The organism is Mesorhizobium sp. ISC15 (genome assembly GCF_037162615.1).
Classification (GTDB): Bacteria; Pseudomonadota; Alphaproteobacteria; order Rhizobiales; family Rhizobiaceae; genus Mesorhizobium; species Mesorhizobium mediterraneum.
The window spans coordinates 320,303-336,646 of the sequence record NZ_JAVSPX010000001.1; the positions used below are offsets into that span (position 1 = coordinate 320,303).

15 protein-coding genes are annotated in these 16,344 nt (G+C 65.1%); 10 read left to right on the forward strand and 5 right to left on the reverse strand.

Going from position 1 to position 16,344, the window contains the following annotated elements:
• Positions 1–41: 41 nt before the first annotated feature.
• From RPG13_RS01615 to RPG13_RS01630, 4 genes are read left to right on the forward strand one after another with little or no spacing between them, the layout of a single operon-like run.
• Positions 42–1,028: an ABC transporter permease gene (locus RPG13_RS01615; protein ID WP_337124284.1), complete on the forward strand. Its 987-nt coding sequence runs from the start codon at positions 42–44 to the stop codon at positions 1,026–1,028.
• Complete coding sequence (locus RPG13_RS01620) at positions 1,025–1,855, forward strand: ABC transporter permease (protein WP_292224035.1); 831 nt, start codon at positions 1,025–1,027, stop codon at positions 1,853–1,855. The genes RPG13_RS01615 and RPG13_RS01620 overlap by 4 nt, the downstream gene beginning before the upstream one ends.
• Positions 1,852–2,871 carry an ABC transporter ATP-binding protein gene (locus RPG13_RS01625; protein WP_337124285.1) on the forward strand — a complete coding sequence of 340 codons (1,020 nt, stop codon included), beginning with the start codon at positions 1,852–1,854 and terminating at the stop codon, positions 2,869–2,871. The genes RPG13_RS01620 and RPG13_RS01625 overlap by 4 nt, the downstream gene beginning before the upstream one ends.
• Entirely contained in the window at positions 2,868–3,674 is an 807-nt protein-coding gene (locus RPG13_RS01630; RefSeq protein WP_337124286.1) for an ATP-binding cassette domain-containing protein, read from the forward strand. The genes RPG13_RS01625 and RPG13_RS01630 overlap by 4 nt, the downstream gene beginning before the upstream one ends.
• On the opposite strand, the gene ggt is transcribed toward RPG13_RS01630, so the two are convergent.
• The 4 genes from ggt to RPG13_RS01650 all read right to left on the reverse strand — a co-directional run bounded on the left by ggt (position 3,668) and on the right by RPG13_RS01650 (position 8,565).
• Entirely contained in the window at positions 3,668–5,254 is a 1,587-nt protein-coding gene (gene ggt, locus RPG13_RS01635; RefSeq protein WP_337124287.1) for a gamma-glutamyltransferase, read from the reverse strand. The genes RPG13_RS01630 and ggt overlap by 7 nt on opposite strands.
• A gap of 128 nt (positions 5,255–5,382) precedes the next feature.
• Positions 5,383–6,237 (reverse strand): TIGR01459 family HAD-type hydrolase, encoded by an 855-nt coding sequence (locus RPG13_RS01640; RefSeq protein WP_337124288.1) that lies wholly within the window; start codon positions 6,235–6,237, stop codon positions 5,383–5,385.
• Positions 6,234–7,520, reverse strand: coding sequence for an FGGY-family carbohydrate kinase (locus RPG13_RS01645; protein WP_337124289.1), 1,287 nt, complete (start codon positions 7,518–7,520; stop codon positions 6,234–6,236). The genes RPG13_RS01640 and RPG13_RS01645 overlap by 4 nt, the downstream gene beginning before the upstream one ends.
• Before the next feature lies 1 nt (position 7,521).
• The gene (locus RPG13_RS01650; RefSeq protein ID WP_292224018.1) at positions 7,522–8,565 is read right to left on the reverse strand and encodes a class II aldolase/adducin family protein; all 1,044 of its coding nucleotides are present in this window, start codon (positions 8,563–8,565) and stop codon (positions 7,522–7,524) included.
• A 180-nt stretch (positions 8,566–8,745) separates the two neighbouring features.
• On the opposite strand from RPG13_RS01650, the gene RPG13_RS01655 reads away from it, so the two are divergent.
• The 6 genes from RPG13_RS01655 (at position 8,746) to RPG13_RS01680 (ending at position 15,471) form a co-directional block, all read left to right on the forward strand.
• Positions 8,746–9,528 (forward strand): DeoR/GlpR family DNA-binding transcription regulator, encoded by a 783-nt coding sequence (locus tag RPG13_RS01655; RefSeq protein ID WP_127292832.1) that lies wholly within the window; start codon positions 8,746–8,748, stop codon positions 9,526–9,528.
• Complete coding sequence (locus RPG13_RS01660) at positions 9,525–10,904, forward strand: FGGY-family carbohydrate kinase (RefSeq protein WP_337124290.1); 1,380 nt, start codon at positions 9,525–9,527, stop codon at positions 10,902–10,904. The genes RPG13_RS01655 and RPG13_RS01660 overlap by 4 nt, the downstream gene beginning before the upstream one ends.
• A complete protein-coding gene (locus RPG13_RS01665; protein ID WP_127292838.1) occupies positions 10,901–12,445 on the forward strand; it encodes a sugar ABC transporter ATP-binding protein in 1,545 nt (514 codons plus the stop codon). Before RPG13_RS01660 ends, RPG13_RS01665 begins: the two co-directional genes overlap by 4 nt.
• Entirely contained in the window at positions 12,442–13,440 is a 999-nt protein-coding gene (locus RPG13_RS01670) for an ABC transporter permease subunit (protein ID WP_337124291.1), read from the forward strand. The genes RPG13_RS01665 and RPG13_RS01670 overlap by 4 nt, the downstream gene beginning before the upstream one ends.
• A 77-nt stretch (positions 13,441–13,517) precedes the next feature.
• Positions 13,518–14,456, forward strand: a complete 939-nt coding sequence (locus RPG13_RS01675) for an ABC transporter substrate-binding protein (RefSeq protein ID WP_292506380.1) — start codon at positions 13,518–13,520, stop codon at positions 14,454–14,456.
• 121 nt (positions 14,457–14,577) lie between these two features.
• Entirely contained in the window at positions 14,578–15,471 is an 894-nt protein-coding gene (locus tag RPG13_RS01680; RefSeq protein ID WP_337124292.1) for a sugar phosphate isomerase/epimerase family protein, read from the forward strand.
• 32 nt (positions 15,472–15,503) lie between these two features.
• On the opposite strand, the gene RPG13_RS01685 is transcribed toward RPG13_RS01680, so the two are convergent.
• Complete coding sequence (locus RPG13_RS01685; protein ID WP_292506382.1) at positions 15,504–16,340, reverse strand: SMP-30/gluconolactonase/LRE family protein; 837 nt, start codon at positions 16,338–16,340, stop codon at positions 15,504–15,506.
• Between the last annotated feature and the right edge of the window lie 4 nt (positions 16,341–16,344).

Below are 16,344 nucleotides of genomic sequence, written 5' to 3' on the forward strand. Positions count from 1 at the left end.
GCATCCCAGGATCGGCACATCGCCAAGCAGCCGGCGCCGCCATGACCCGCGCCCTCTCCCTTCTTCGCCGCCGCCTCGTCGGCAGCATCTTCGTGCTGCTGATTGTCGTCATCGGCACTTTCCTTTTGCTGGAATCCGCGCCCGGCGATGCGGTCGACGCCTATATCGCCTCGACCGGCGGCGACGCCGGCATGATCGAATTGCTGCGCCATCGCTGGGGCCTCGATCAGTCGGCGCTGACGCGGCTGGCGAACTACCTCTGGGCGCTGCTGCATCTTGACCTTGGCCAGTCGGTGGCCTTTTCGCGGCCGATCCGCGAGGTGATCCTCGAACGCCTGCCCAACACGCTGCTTTTGATGGGCAGTGCCACCGCGCTCTCCTTCGGCCTCGGCTCGGCGCTCGGCATCTATGCCGGGGCCAGGCCCGGTGGCTTTCGCGACCGCTTCCTGTCGATCGGCTCGTTGGCGCTCTATGCCGTACCGGGCTTCTGGCTCGGGCTGGTGCTGATCATCGTCTTTGCCGTCGACCTGCGCTGGTTTCCGATCGGCGGCATCGAGAGCCTCGCGTCGGGCAAGACCGGCCTCGACCGGGCGGTGGATATCGCCAGCCATCTCGTCCTGCCGGTGTCCGCACTCGGCTTCATCTATCTGGCGCTCTACCTGCGTATGATGCGCGCCGGCATGGCCGAGGTCTGGCGGCAGGATTTTGTCCTCGCCGCTCGCGCCAAGGGCCTATCCCGCCGCCGCATCGTGCTCGCTCACGTCGCCCGCAATGCGCTGTTGCCGCTGGTCACCATGCTCGGGCTGCAATCGGCGCAGATGCTGGGCGGCAGCGTCGTCATCGAAAGCGTCTTTTCGGTGCCCGGCCTTGGCCGGCTGGCACAGGAAGCGGTGGCGGCGCGTGATACGCCCCTGCTGCTTGGCATCATTCTTGTCAGCGCCGTTCTGGTCATCGTCATCAACCTTCTCGTCGATGTCGCTTACGCCTTCCTCGATCCGCGTGTCGGCGCCAGCGAGGCGAGCGCGTGAGCCCGCTTCGCCGCTTTCTTCGCAAGCCGGAAGCGGTCGCCGGCGCGATCATCCTGGCGGCGCTGTGCGCCATGGCGCTTGCCGCACCACTGTTCTTTCCCGGCGATCCGCAAGCCATTGCCGGGCCGGCATTGCTGCCACCCTTTCAGGACTGGTCGCTGCCGCTCGGCACCGACAGGCTCGGCCGCGATGTGCTGGCCGAGCTTTTCCACGGCGCCCGCACCTCGCTGGCGGTCGGGCTGGCGGCGGCAGCCACAGCCCTTGCCGTCGGCGCGACAGTTGGCACGCTGGCCGGCTTTGCCGGCGGCGGCGTCGACGAAGTGCTGATGCGTATCACCGACGCCTTCCAGACTGTGCCGAGCTTCCTGCTGGCGCTGGCCTTCGTCAGCGTCGTCGGCCCATCGCTCGGTGTCGTCGTCGCGGCGATCGCGCTCGGTGCCTGGACGGGGCCAGCGCGTGTTGCCCGTGCAGAAGTGCTGTCGATCCGCGAGCGCGATTTTGTTGCTGGCGCCCGCGTCATCGGCATGCATCCGCTGGAGATCGCCTTTCGCGAAGTGCTGCCCAACGCATTGCCGCCGGTACTGGCATTGTCGTCGGTGATCGTCGCCGCCGCGATCCTTACTGAAGCGGCCCTTTCGTTTCTCGGCCTCGGCGACCCCAACCGCGTGACCTGGGGTGGCATGATCGCGGAAGGCCGCGCCGTGCTGCGCACCGCGCCCTTCCTGTCGATCATTCCCGGCGTAGCGCTCGTGCTGACCGTGCTCGGCGTCTATCTCGCCGGCGAAGGCGTCGTCGAGACGACGGCGGTGAGAAGGAGCCTGTCGTGACGGCACTGCTTTCGATCCGCGATCTGACGGTGACCTATCGCCGCGATGGCAGCGAGGTGGCGGCGCTGAAACATGTCAGCCTCGATGTCGCCGCCGGCGAGCGCCTCGCCATCATCGGCGAGAGCGGCTCGGGCAAGAGCACGCTGGCGTTGGCCATAGCCGGGCTGCTGCCGGCTTCCGCCAGGATTGGCGGCCGTATTGACTGGTTTTTGCGATCGCCGTCATCCTGGGGCGCCAAGGCACCCCCCTCTGTCCTGCCGGACATCTCCCCCTCAAGGGGGGAGATTGCGCTCTCATCTCCGCCTTCGCCGATCTCCAAGGTTGCAGGAAGGGACCCAACAGCGAAACTGCTAATCTCCCCCCTTGAGGGGGAGATGTCCGGCAGGACAGAGGGGGGCCTCATGGAACGCAAAGCTCAAAAATCCGTCGCCAAACCCACCCACAGCCCCCTCGGCGGCCGCGACATCGGCTTCGTCTTCCAGGACCCGTCGGCCAGCCTCGATCCGGTGATGGCGGTCGGCGAGCAGATCGCGGAAGTCGCGCACGCGCATCTCGGCCTTACCTGGTCGCAATCCTATGCCAAAGCGAAAACCCTGCTTGAACGCGTCCGCCTGCCCGACCCGGACGCCGCTTTGCGCGCCTTTCCGCACCAGCTTTCCGGTGGCCAGAAGCAGCGCGTGGCGATCGCCGCCGCAATCGCGGCCGGTCCGAAACTGCTGATCGCCGATGAGGCGACCAGCGCGCTCGACACCATCGTGCAGGCCGAGATTGTCGCCCTGATCCGACAATTGGTAGCGGAGGACGGTATGACGCTGCTGTTCGTTAGCCACGACATCGCCCTGGCCGCCGAGCTGGCCGAGCGCATCACCGTATTCCAGCACGGCGAGCTGGTCGAGCTCGGCGCGACGGCGCAGATCATCGCTAGCCCGCGCCACGCCTACACAAGAGCGCTGCTCGACGCCCATCTCGGCCTCGACGCCGAACCGCTGCTGCGGCAGGCCGGAACGTCAGCATGAACAGCCCATTGCTGGCCGTTTCCGGCCTGACCAAACGATATCGTCGCGGCGGCAAGACGATTGCCGCCGTCGATGACGTTTCCTTCGACATCGAGCCCGGCGAGACGCTGGCGTTGGCCGGGCCTTCCGGCAGCGGCAAGTCGACGATCGCGCGGCTACTGTTGCGGCTGATCGAACCGGACGGCGGCCGCATCGAGTTCGAAGGCGGCGATTTCCTGTCCCTGAACGGCGCGTCCTTGCGCGCCCGGCGCGCGCACATGCAAATGGTGTTCCAGGACCCGCTTGCTGCCTTCAACCCGCGCGCCAGCGTCGCACGCGTGCTCGACGACCCCCTGCGCATCCATGGCATCGCCTCTCGACAGGAGCGCCCGCGCCGCATCGCTGCTTTGCTGGAGCGCGTCGGCCTGAGCGCTGATCTCGCCGGCCGCGCCATCCACGAGATTTCAGGCGGCCAGCGCCAGCGCATCGCGATCGCTCGCGCCATCGCGACAAACCCGTTGCTGATCGTGCTCGACGAGGCGGTGTCGGCGCTCGACGTATCGGTGCGTCGGCAGATCCTGCAATTGCTGCTCGATCTGCAACGCGAAGAGCGGATCGCCTATCTGTTCATTTCGCATGATCTCGGCGTTATCAGCGCCATCGCCCATCGTGTCGTCGTCCTCGACGCCGGCCGCACCGCCGAGAGCGGCGACGCCCGTGCCGTCATCGACGCGCCGCAGTCGGCGATCGGCAAGGCGCTGGTGGCGGCAGCGCCAAAACTGAACAGGACCAGCAAAGGCTCAGACGCGTCCAATCGTCAGTAACCCAGCGCGCAACCATCCTTGCGTGGATCGGACGCGCCGGTAAGCGTGCCCTTGTCCCAGTCGATCAGCACCAGCTGGCCGCCGCCATGCGGCTCGGTCGCGATGGACAGCTGATGGCCCCGCTCGCGCAGGCCGGCGATCGCATCGGCCGGAACGCCACGCTCCGCCTCCACAGTATCTTGTCTGTAAAACACCCTCGGCGCATCCAGCGCCTCCTGCGGGTCCATGCCGAAATCGATCATGTTGGTGAGCAGGTGGACATGGCCGAACGGCTGGTAGCCGCCACCCATCACGCCGAACGGCATGATCGCCCGGCCCTTGGCGGTCACCATGCCCGGCATGATGGTGTGCATCGGGCGTTTTCCCGGTGCGATGCGGTTTGGATGGTCCGCCGCCAGGCGGAAGCTGCTGCCGCGGTTCTGCAGCACGACTCCGGTTTTTGGGCCAACCACCCCGCTGCCGAACGAATGAAAAGTCGAGTTGATGAAGCTGACCGCATTACGGTCGCGATCGACCACCGAGATATAAACGGTATCGCTTGGCTGAAGCTCAAGCCGAAGCAGATGCGTCATCGCGCGCGCCGGGTCGATCTCGGCGCGAAGCTGGTCCGCATGGGATCTGGACAACAGCTGCTGCACGGGGACATGGACCTGGTTCTGGTCGCCGATGAAATTGTCGCGGTCCTGATAGGCAAGCCGCCCCGCCTCGATCTCGAGGTGAAAGCGCTCGGCGCCATTCGGCTCCAGCGAGCCGAGCGAAAAGCCCGACAGCACATTCAGCATGATCAGTGCCGTCAGCCCCTGGTTGTTCGGCGGCATCTGATGGATGTCGTAGCCCCGGTAGGATGTGCCGACCGGCCTCACATAGTCGCCCTTCGTCGCCGCGAAATCCTCGAGGGCATGCAGCCCGCCAAGGGCGCGCAGGCGCGACACCAAGTCGTCGGCAACCTCGCCTTCATAAAAGCCGGCGGGGCCACGGCGCGAGACGATGCGCAAGGTGTCGGCCAGTTGCGGCTGCCGATGCAGCTCGCCGGCCAGCGGTGCCCTTCCGTCCGGCAGGAATATCCGCGCGGCATGTTCGTCGGCGGCCAGCAAGGCAGCACTGTCAGCCCAGTCGAAGGCGACGCGATCTTGGACGACATAGCCCTGCTCGGCGTAACGTATGGCGGGCGCCAGCGCGGCGTCGATGCCCTTTCTGCCGTGATCCTCGAGCAGCCGGCACCAGGCGTCGATGGCCCCCGGCACGGTAACCGCGTGCGGACCTGATTCAGGCAGCGCGTCATGCCCCCTGTCCAGATACCACTCAGCCGTCGCTGCTGAAGGTGCGCGGCCCGAGCCGTTGAAGGCCAGAACCTCGCCTTGGCCGTTGGGGCAGTAAAGGACGAAACAGTCGCCGCCGATACCGGTCGATTGCGGCTCGACGACTGCCTGCACCGCAGCCGCGCACACGGCTGCATCCATCGCGTTGCCGCCGGACCGCAGCATCTCGACCGCCGCCAGTGTCGCCAGCGGGTGCGATGACGCGGCCATCGCTTCCGTCGCACGAACCGGCGACCGCCCAGGGAGTTGAAAATCACGCATGCGAGATCAATAGCCTCCGACCAACCAGATGTGAACTGGCAACGGCAGCCAAAGAGCTACGCCACCGAAAGCACCACGACCGACACCACAATCACCGTGCAGCGCTCAACCTTGGGAGATCGCCGAGCTCAATCCGCAAACTTGAAAAGATCTGTCGTGTAATCCGGGTATGCGTTCAGCCCATCGAAAAGGTCGGCCAGGTCAGGGGTGTCCGCCAGTATTCCTGATAAGACCAGCGCAGTCGCCACGCCGGCGCCAATTCCACCGGCGATATCGTGTTCGACGCTGTCGCCGACACAGACCACGGTGCTTCGGTCCGGGTTGCCCGCCAGCGCCAGCGCGGCATCGAAGATCGGCGCGTAGGGCTTGCCAATGCGGGTGACGCTGCCGCCGAGGCTCTCGTAGAGGTCCGCAAGCTGGCCGGCGCCAAAGCGGGGGCCTACTGCCGTCAGCATGATCTTGTCGGGGTTGGTGCAGAAGCACGGCACCTGCCGCATTGCTGCCGGTTCAAAAAGTCTGCGATAATGCTCGAGATCGTAGCGATCGCCCTCGCTGGCGGCGATCAGCACCAGCTCGGCATCGTCGCCGTCGCTGGTCAACGCGAAAGACAGACCTTCAATCGCCGAGCGGTCGCCTTCCCTGCTGATCAGCAAGCACTTGGTGTTTGGACGCAGCTTTCCAGATGCCGCCATTTCATGAAACGACCGCCACGCGATCTCGCCGGAAGAGACAAATTGATCCCAGCTTCCTGGTTCGAAGCCGAGCTTCAGCAAGCGGGCCTCGTTGGGCAGTGCCCGCCTGCCCGAGTTCGAGACCAGCACAATCGTCTTGCCTGCGCGCTTCAGCGCCGACAATGCCTCCACGGCGCCCGGATAAGGATTGGTGCCATCGTGCAGCACGCCGAACTGATCGAGCAGGAACACCTGATAGCGCTCAACCAGCGCGCCGATGCCGTCTAGATGCTCAATTGTTTTCGTGCTCACAAAAGCCCCGCTTCGATTGCGCCCACCAGCGCCAGCCGCGCCGTGCCGGCAGCCGCCTCGTCCGAAAGCGCCAGCAAGAAACCGACGCCCAGCTTGCGCTGCCGGATCGCGGTCCAGGCAGGATTTGCCGCACCGCCGCCGACGCTTCTGACCGACGTCAGTCGCGGGGCGCCGAGCTCGGCAAGCCGGCGATAGCCGAGCGCCTCGATCCCGGCAATGCCCTCCAACATCGCTTTCAGATAGTCGGCGTCGTCCGCAGGCCGCGGCGTCAGGCGTGGCGGCAGAGCAGGATCGGCGATCGGAAAGCGTTCGCCGACCGCCGGAAGCGGATAATAGTTGAGGCCGGTCTCCGTCGTGGGGTCGATCGCCGCACTCAGCTCGATGATGCGCGCGAGGGGAAAATGCTGCGCCAGCACCTTGCCCCCCGAATTCGACGCACCACCCGCCAGATAGGCATCTCCCAACCGGTGACTATAGATGCCGAACTGCGGCGCCGAGATCGGCCGGTCGGAGAGTATCTTGATGGTCAGCGAGGACCCCAGCGCGGTGACGCCGTCGCCAACTGCCGCAGCGCCCGTCGCCAGGAACGACGCGCAGCCGTCCGTCGTCCCGGCGACCACGGCGACGTCACGCTCCAGGCCGAACAGGTCCGCAGCGCTCGCGGTGAGCGTTCCGACCACATCGCCCGGTTTGACGACATCGGGAAGGAATTCCATGCGCATGCCGGTTGCCGCGATCCAGTCCGGCCAGCGGCGGCCCTCGACGTCGTAGCCGGTTTTCAGGGCATTGTTCTCGTCGCTGATATCGAAGCGGCCGGAGAACTGCCCCGCGATCCAGTCGGCCTGATGCAGCACCGCGGCGACGCCGGGCAGGCGCTGGAACGACAGCGCCTTGGCGAGACCGGACGTTGGCCCAAGTGCTGCGCTCGTTGCCGGCGCCTCGCGCGCGATCACGGCGAGGATCGCGTCGTCGTCGACTTTGTCGTTGTACATCAGCGGCTCGACCAGCGGCCGCCCGGCGCCGTCGACCGGCAGCAACGTGCCCGAAGTGCCGTCGACGGCAATCGACCGGACCGCCGCGCGATCGATGCCTGAAAGCAGTTCCGTCAGCGCCGCGCCGACCGCTGACCACCACACCGAGGGGTCGCGGGCATCCTGGCCAAATCTGTCGAGTGGAACGGCGGAACGCGCGGCTATCGAAAAGTCCGGCCGCATAGCGACGGCGCGCGCACCTGATGTGCCGATATCGATGCCGATCGAAAGCTGGTCGATTGAACGCGCCATGTCAGCCGCCGGCGGCATTGAGTTTCTGGCGATACTGCTCGGCGTCCCAGTTGATCAGTTCATCATTCTCCGCGGCGGTCAGATAGTTCAGCTTCGCCGCGACGTCGACCCGCGCCGTCACGTCGGCGAGGCAGCGTTGCATGGCATCGGCGCCGGCACTGGCGTCGCCGCGCATCAGCACGCCAAGCCCGGGAAACAGGATTGCCGCGGGTGCCGTGCCGCACCGTTCGGTGACACGCTTCACATCCTCGCCGGGTCTAGCCACGACCGAACCCTGGCCGAGAAAGATGACGTGATCGGGATAGAGGCTGCCCCCTGAGGCCATGCGGCAGCTTTCAGGATCGATCGCGACGGCATGTGCTTCGGCATCCGCAGACAACCTGTAACCGGTGCGTCCGATGAGCGCCGTCAATGCAACAACGTTGGGCTCCGGCACCTCGCGCGGCGGCCGCGCCAGAAGTCCTGTGACGCGACGCAGCAGCGCCTCGGCTCCAGCGACGGTCTCGGCTGCGACGACCAGGCCGTGATTGGCAAGGATCAGCACATCGACCCCAGGCCGAAGGCGCTCGGCAATGCCCTGGGCAAGCGGCAGGCCCGGCCGGCGATAAGGAACATACGCCCATTCGATGCCATCCAGGCGCTTGGCGATTTGAGCCTCGCAGTCGGCCTGCACGGCAAGCGAAATGGTTTCGACGCAGTGGACATGCAGAACGACGCGCTGCGGCATCAGCGCATGAACTGTGGTCTCGATCGAGGGACGCAGCTTGCGGGCATTGAGCGCCTCGATGGCGAACGCCTGAGGCTGATCGGCGGCCGGGTCGCGCTGTTCGACAGCCTTAAGCAGCGGCGCGATCGCCACGGGCACCATGATGTCCTCGGCGAGCGCATTCTTCAACCAGGTACCGGAAGCCTTGATCCAGAGTGTGTCGCCGGCCTTCAGCGAAGTGTTGCCGCCGGCGGCCTGGGTCAAATGCGGGTCGCGCCCGATGCTGGCCGAAAGCGACCGCAAAGCAGCCAATTCCTGCGCATCCGCATAGTTTGCCATCGAAATTCCTCCACAAACCGGCCGCGTGGCCACGGCTTTGGATGTTGACGCTGGTATCGCAGATGCGAGTAAGTTACGTCAATAGTGATCTTATCTCGTCAAATCGAGCTTGCAATCTGATACACCTTGAGTAAGTTGCACCAATTGCCGTGGCAAAATGGCATTTCGGGAGGGTATCCGTTGAGCGACTCCGGCCGCCAGCGTCAGATCGTCGAGTTGTTGCGGGATCGCCCCTTCGCCTCGGTGCGCGAGCTGCAGGAGCGGCTCGGCGTGTCGGCTGCGACGGTGCGGCGCGACATCGACAAGATCGATGAGGCCGGTGAAGCACGGAAGGTCTACGGCGGCATCTCGGCGCTCGATGGCGCCTCGCAGGCGGGCGTCGCCTATGCCAGGCCCTATGACGAGAACCGCGATCTCGCGGTCGAGGCCAAGCGGCAGATCGCCGCTCTCGCCGCGACCATGGTGCGCGATGGCGACGCCGTCATCGTGCATGGCGGTTCGACCTGTTTCCATCTCGGGGCCAAGCTCGCCGACCGCAACATCCGGCTCTATACCAACTCGATGCCGCTCGTGGCCTATCTGAGCGACCACGGCCATTGCAGCCTGACCGTTGCCGGGGGTGAGCTTCATCGCGAGCCGGGCATCATCCATTCGCTCACTCAGGCCGTGCCGTTCTATGCGTCGAAGTTTTTTCTTGGCGCGCAAGGCATCGGCCAGGAGGGCCTGCTGGAATCGCATCCGCTGCTGGTCCGCTCCATCGTCGAACTCAGCCTATGCGCCGACCAGATCGTGGTGCTGGCCGACAGCCGCAAACTGTCGATCCACGCGCGCAACGTCGCGCTGCCTTTGTCCCGCATCGGCACTCTGGTCACCGATGACGGCCTGTCCGACGCTGACGCGCGCATGCTGGAAGACGCCGGCGTCATGGTGCGGATCGCCTCTGCCTCGGGAGCCATCCAATGAAGGTGGCTGTCCTCGACTTCGGCAAGACCAACTCGAAGCTATTCGTCTTCGGCCAGGACGGGCAGATTCTCGACGAGCGCCGGACCCAGCCGAGCTGGACGCGCAAAGGCGGCTTCAGCGTGCTCGACGAGACAGCGCTTCACGATTGGGCGGCTCGCGCCGTCGACGACGCGGTCGACAATCATGGCATAGAGGGCTTGATGGTTTCGGGCCATGGCTGCACCTTTGCGTTGGTTGACGATGCGGCGCTGACGCATCCGATCCTCGACTACGAGCAGGAACCGCCGGCTGAGATTGCCGCGCAGATCGATCGCCGCATTCCGGATTTTGCCGAGACCTTCTCGCCGCATCTGCCGCTCGGCTTCAACTATGGCCGCCACATGCTGTGGCTGAAGGCAGTGCAGCCCGGCGCGTTCGCTGCGGCAAAGTCGATCCTCGGCTATCCGCAGTACTGGAGCTGGCGCTTTGGCGGCCGGGCGGTCTCGGAAGTGTCGTATCTGGGCTGTCACTCGCATCTGTGGGCGCCGCGCAAGCGCGATTTCTCCTCGCTGGTCGACGCAGAGGGATGGCGCGGCCAGATGCCCGACTTCGAGCGTGCCGGCGCGGTCATCGGCGAGCAGCGCTTCGGCGAGGCGGCGTGGCCGATCGCCATCCACAACGGTGTCCATGACAGCAATGCGGCACTGTATGCCTATCGCCGGCAGGAGCTTGGCCCGGTCACTGTCGTCTCGACCGGCACCTGGGTCATCGTGCTCAACCCGGACTGCCCACTCGACGCGCTCGATCGCGACCGCGACATGCTGGTCAATGTCGATGTCGATGGTGGCCCGGTGCCCACCATCCGCTTCATGGGCGGGCGTGAATTCGCGACGATCAGCGCCGGCTGGCAAGGCGCAATCGACCGCTCCACGCTACAGCAGGTGATCGACGCCGGCATCATGGCGCTGCCCAGCTTCGCGCCAGGTGGGCCGATGCCTGGCCATCCCGGCGAACTGGTCGGGCGCGCACCCAACGCGGAGGAGCGCGCGGCCGTGGCGCTGCTCTATGTCGCGCTAATGGTCGATCTGTGTCTCGACCTGATCCATTCGAACAACACCGTGATCGTCGATGGCGGGCTGAACAGTGGTGGCCTGCTCGCCAGCCTGCTGGCGCAGCTGCGTCCCGGCCAGGCCTTCATGCAGGGCGCCACGCTGGAGGGCAGCGCCACCGGAGCGGCGGCTCTTGCGTTCGAGAGTGTTGGACGCGAGTTCGCCGCCGAGGCGCCGGAGCCTGTCCGTGCTTCAAGCTTCGCCGGGCTTGCCGGCTATCGCGACAGCTGGCGTAGTCTCGCCACCGACCGAGGCGTCGCTGATGCTGCAGCGGGAGGTGCACGATGACCGCCGCGGCCCGGATCGAAACAGTGAGCCAGCCGGTGCTGGAGATGCGGCATATCTCGAAGACGTTCGGTCCGATCCGCGCCTTACAGGATGTGTCGCTGACCGTCCACGCCGGCGAACTGCACGCGCTGATGGGCGAAAACGGCGCCGGCAAGTCGACGCTGATGAAGGTGCTGTCCGGCGCCTACCGGCCCGATACCGGCGGCGACATCCTGATCGACGGCATACCGGTCGCCACCGGCGACCCGATCAAGGCGCGCGCCAACGGCATTGCCGTCATCTATCAGGAGCTGTCGCTGGCGCCCAACCTGACGGTCGCGCAGAACATCTTCCTCGGCAACGAGCCGAGACGGTTCGGCATCGTCGACCGCGACCAGTGCAACCGGCGCGCCAACGAGATCATCGCGCGGCTCGGCGTCTCCTTCTCGGCGCGCGCCCTTGTCTCCAGCCTGTCGCTCGGCGAGCGCCAGATGGTCGAGATCGCCCGCGCGCTGTCGACCAGCGCGCGCATCATCGTCATGGACGAGCCGACGACGTCGCTGACCTCGCGCGAGACAGACAGGCTATTCGAGGTCATTGCAACGCTGAAGTCGCAAGGCATCGCCATCATCTACATCAGCCACCGCATGGAAGAGGTCTACCAGCTTGCCGACCGCGTCAGCGTGCTGCGCGACAGCGGCTATGTCGGCACGCTCGAGCGCGCCGATCTGAACGCCTCGCGTCTCGTCTCGATGATGGTCGGCCGTGACCTGTCCGCCTTCTACAAGAAGGATCACCGCCCGCCGGACAGCAAGCGCGCGATCGCGCTATCGGTGCAGGGTATGTCGGACGGCAATCTTTTGAAGAACTGCTCCTTCGACCTGCACAAGGGCGAAGTGCTGGCGCTGGCGGGCCTGGTCGGCTCGGGCCGCACCGAGCTCGCACGGCTGATCTTCGGCGCCGATAGGCACACATCAGGCACGCTGGAACTCGACGGCAAGCCGATAGCCATCGGCTCGCCGCGCGAGGCGCTGGATGCCGGCATTGCCTATCTCACCGAAGACCGCAAGGAACTCGGCCTGTTCCTCGACATGTCGATTTCCGACAATATCAGCATGGGCGTGCTCGCAAGAGACGCGCAGGTTGGAGGCTTGCGCGACTTTGCGACGGCCGAAAGGCGCGCCGCCAAGGCCGTTTCCGACCTCTCCATCCGGACCAGGTCGGTGCAGGCCAATGCCGGCTCGCTGTCGGGTGGCAACCAGCAGAAGGTGCTGCTCGCCCGCCTGCTCGAAACCGAGCCGCGGGTCCTCATCCTCGACGAGCCGACCCGCGGCGTCGATGTCGGGGCGAAGTCGGAAATCTACCGGCTGATCGACGATCTCGCCAAGAAGGGCATCGCCATCCTGATGATCTCCAGCGAACTGCCGGAGGTGATCGGCGTCGCCGACCGCGTGCTGGTGATGCGCGACGGCACCATAGCAGGCGAGGTGACGGCATCCGAAGGCCAGCCGCTCAGTCAGGAAGCAATCATGGAACTTGCAACGGGGGCGGCCAAGCGATGACCGACAAGGCAACCGAGATAAGCGCGGGCGACCAGGCTGTCGGCAAGAACCGGCGGCTGCGCACCGCCTTCGCCGCGCTTGGCATGCTGCCGGTCCTGATCCTTTTGGCGGCCGGCTTCCAGTTCATGAACCCGCGCTTCCTGACCGAGACCAACCTGTTGATCGTCACCCAGCAGTCGTCGATCAACATCGTGCTTGCGGCCGGCATGACCTTCGTCATCCTGACCGGCGGCATCGATTTATCCGTCGGCGCCATCCTTGCCGCCTCCGCGATGGTGGCGGTGATGGTGTCGCTGGTGCCGGAATGGGGCATGCTCGGCGTGCCGGCGGCCATTCTGGTCGGCCTCGGCTTCGGCATCATCAACGGGCTGCTCGTCGCCTACATCAAGCTGCCGCCCTTCATCGTCACGCTGGGTTCCCTCACAGCTGTGCGCGGTGTCGCCCGCCTGCTCGGCCAGGACACCACGGTGTTCAACTCGGACCTGCCGTTCGACTTCATCGGCAACGGTTCGCTGTTCGGCATCCCCTGGCTGGTCATCATCGCTCTGTCGGTCGTGGTGCTGTCGTGGCTGGTGCTCAAACGCACCGTGCTCGGCACCTGGATCTATGCCGTCGGCGGCAATGCCGAGGCCGCCCGTCTCACCGGCATCAAGGTGCCGCTGGTGCTGCTCTTCGTCTATGGCGTTTCCGGCCTTCTGGCCGGCCTTGGCGGCGCCATGTCGGCGGCCCGGCTCTACGCCGCCAACGGGCTGCAGCTTGGGCAGTCCTACGAACTCGACGCCATCGCCGCGGTCATTCTCGGCGGCACCAGCTTCGTCGGCGGCGTCGGCTCGATCTGGGGCACGCTGATCGGCGGCCTGATCATCGCGGTGCTCTCCAACGGGCTCATATTGGCCGGTGTTTCGGACATCTGGCAGTACATCATCAAGGGATTGGTCATCATCGTGGCGGTCGCCCTCGACCGCTACAGGCTCCAGGCAGGAGCAAGAACGTGATTGACCTTAGTCGCCGGCGTCAACGACCCGGTTTCATGTAACGCACCGTGAGAGGCGCGGGGCATCAGGAGGAAAGAATGAAGACCATCGCTAAACTGCTCTGCGGCGTTGCCCTCGCGGCCGTCGCCATCGCACCGGCTTCGGCCAAGGATTTGAACAAGGTCGGCATCTCGGTCGGCCTGCTCGGCAACCCGTTCTTCGTCGCCACCATCAAGGGCATCGAAGACGCGGCCAAGAAGATCAACCCGAATGTCGAGGTGACGTCGGTGTCGGCCGACTACGACCTCAACAAGCAGGTCTCTCAGGTCGACTCGTTCATCGCTGCCGGCGTCGACGTGATCATGCTCAACGCCGTCGATGCCAAGGCGATCGCACCGGCGGTCAAGAAGGCGCAGGCGGCGGGCATCGTGGTTGCCGCGTTCGACGTTTCGGCGCCGGGCGCCGACGTCACCGTGATGACCAACAACGTCAAGGCCGGCGAAGCGGCCTGCCAGTATCTGGTCGACCATACCGGCGGCAAGGGCGACTATGTCATCCTGAATGGCCCGGCATCGTCGTCGATCCTGGAGCGGGTCAAGGGCTGCAAGGACGTTCTCGCGAAGCACCCGGATATCAAGATCCTCTCCGACGACCAGAATGCCGAAGGCTCGCGCGACGGCGGCCTGAAGGTGTTCCAGTCGCTGCTGACCCGCTTCGACAAGATCGACGCGGTGTTCGCCATCAACGATCCGACGGCGATCGGCGCCCAACTCGCGGCCAAGCAGCTCAACCGCTCGGAGTTCATCTTCACCGCGGTCGACGGTGCGCCCGACATCGAGAAGGAGCTGTCGTCCGGCACATCGATGATCAAGGCTTCGGCTTCGCAGGACCCCTATGTGATGGCTGGCCAGTCGCTGCAGATGGCGGCTGAAGTGCTCGCCGGCCAAAAACCGGCCGAGGCGACGGTGCTGCTCGACCCGCAGCTGATCACAGCCGAGAACCTGAAGGACTACAAGGGCTGGACCGCAGCCCGCTAAGCCTCCCAAGGCTGGTGCGGCCGGGATGACCGGCCGCACCGTTTTTTTGTTTGAGCATCGGATTCTCCCAAAACCGGTTTCCACTTTTGGGTCCGATGCTCCCGCGCAACCGGAGACGATTATGTCGCGCATTGGAATCCATTCTTTCGTCTGGTCGGCAAGCTCGGCGCAAGGCGACCTCGAACGGACGCTGGCCAACACCAAAGAGGCCGGCTTCGACCTGATCGAATTCTCCTATCTCGACCCTGCCAATGTCGACATTGGCGGGCTGGCCAAGCGCATCGCCGACCTCGATCTCGGCGTGGCGATCAGCATCGGACTGCCGGCCGACGGCGACATTTCGAGCGCCGACAAGACGATTGCCGCGCGCGGCGTCGAAATCCTCAATGATACCATTTCGCTCACCCGCGATCTGGGCGGTCAGAAGGTCGCCGGCATCCTCAGCACCGGCCATGGATTGCAGACGCAGGCGCCGACGCGCGATCAATGGAACCGCAGCGCCGGAACGCTCGCCAAGGTCGCGGAGACCGCCAAGGCCGCCAGCGTCACGCTCAACCTCGAGATCGTCAATCGCTTCGAGAGCAACCTGCTCAACACCGCGGCGCAAGGGTTGGCCTTCATCGAGGACACCGGCTCCGACAATATCTTCCTGCATCTCGACACCTTCCACATGAATATTGAGGAGGCCGATGTCGGACTGGCCATCCGCCACGCCGCGAAGAAGATCGGCTATGTCCATATCGGCGAGAGCCATCGCGGCTTCCTCGGCACCGGCAACATCGACTTTGCCGCGATCTTCGATGCGCTGACCGCAATCGGCTATGGCGATGATCTCAGCTTCGAATCCTTCTCGTCGGAAATCGTTGACGAGAACCTGTCGAAGAAGACCGCCATCTGGCGCAATCTGTGGGCCGACAATATGGAGCTGGCCCGGCATGCACGCCGCTTCATCGCCATCGGGCTGGAGACGTCACGGCGCAAGGCCGAGCTTGTATCGTCAAGCCATCGGCCATAGGGCGACTCGACACTGATCGACCACGCGTGGCGCTAGTTTGGAATTGTGGCCAGGTCGATCTCGGTAATATGCCAGCGACCCAAATTGGCCGTGTAGAGTTTATCGCCCTTGAACGCGATGTTGGTGGGGTGGGTGAGTGTCGTCGCAGCCGGATCCTCGATCAGCACTTCGAGGCCTCTATCCTTTCGCCAGCGATAGATCCGGCTTGGCTCGTAACATGAAATGAAAAGCGAGCCGTCGGGCGCAAAAGCCACTCCGTCCGGGACATTGTCGACGCCTTCGACGACGACACGCCAGGCCCCTGCCGCGCCGTCAGCCAGGATCGACACATAGCTGATGCGCGCCGCATTGCTTTCCACGACATAAAGCCCGCTGCCGTCCGGTGCCATCGCCATTCCATTGGCAAAGGCCATGGTTTCGCGGCACCACAGGCCGCCGTCGCCCCTCTTGAGGTCGTAGCGGAAGATGCCGGAGCGATTGTCTTCGCCTACGCTGTCCGACACGTAGAGACAACCTCGTGTCTCGTCGACGATCGGATAGTTCGGCACGCGGATGCCGGCCGAGGCGAAGCGTTCCATAAGACCCGTCCCGGCATTCCAGCGAAAGATCGCCGAATGCTTCAGATCGCAGGCGAAACAGTTTCCCGCGCTGTCGAAAGCGATGCCGAGCAGAAAACCTTCCGTGCCACCCATGCGCTCGACCGAGCCACCATCGGCGGAAAGCCGCAAGAGATCGCCGGTTTCGGTGCCGCACCAGATCGACCCGTCGCGGTGGACGGCCACGCCCTCCGGATGCGCGACGCGCGGACTGGTGAAGATGCCGTCGAAGAAGACCCGGGCGGCGGCCATTTCAAGCAACGGCTTTGCCATGGGA

What these genes read in the sequence shown, in the direction of transcription:
- RPG13_RS01615 (WP_337124284.1), top strand. Translation starts at nt 42, where the DNA reads ATGACCCGCGCCCTCTCCCTTCTTCGCCGCCGCCTCGTCGGCAGCATC.
- RPG13_RS01630 (WP_337124286.1), top strand. Translation starts at nt 2,868, where the DNA reads ATGAACAGCCCATTGCTGGCCGTTTCCGGCCTGACCAAACGATATCGT.
- ggt (WP_337124287.1), bottom strand. Translation starts at nt 5,254, where the DNA reads ATGCGTGATTTTCAACTCCCTGGGCGGTCGCCGGTTCGTGCGACGGAA.
- RPG13_RS01645 (WP_337124289.1), bottom strand. Translation starts at nt 7,520, where the DNA reads ATGGCGCGTTCAATCGACCAGCTTTCGATCGGCATCGATATCGGCACA.
- RPG13_RS01650 (WP_292224018.1), bottom strand. Translation starts at nt 8,565, where the DNA reads ATGGCAAACTATGCGGATGCGCAGGAATTGGCTGCTTTGCGGTCGCTT.
- RPG13_RS01660 (WP_337124290.1), top strand. Translation starts at nt 9,525, where the DNA reads ATGAAGGTGGCTGTCCTCGACTTCGGCAAGACCAACTCGAAGCTATTC.
- RPG13_RS01665 (WP_127292838.1), top strand. Translation starts at nt 10,901, where the DNA reads ATGACCGCCGCGGCCCGGATCGAAACAGTGAGCCAGCCGGTGCTGGAG.
- RPG13_RS01670 (WP_337124291.1), top strand. Translation starts at nt 12,442, where the DNA reads ATGACCGACAAGGCAACCGAGATAAGCGCGGGCGACCAGGCTGTCGGC.
- RPG13_RS01675 (WP_292506380.1), top strand. Translation starts at nt 13,518, where the DNA reads ATGAAGACCATCGCTAAACTGCTCTGCGGCGTTGCCCTCGCGGCCGTC.
- RPG13_RS01680 (WP_337124292.1), top strand. Translation starts at nt 14,578, where the DNA reads ATGTCGCGCATTGGAATCCATTCTTTCGTCTGGTCGGCAAGCTCGGCG.
- RPG13_RS01685 (WP_292506382.1), bottom strand. Translation starts at nt 16,340, where the DNA reads ATGGCAAAGCCGTTGCTTGAAATGGCCGCCGCCCGGGTCTTCTTCGAC.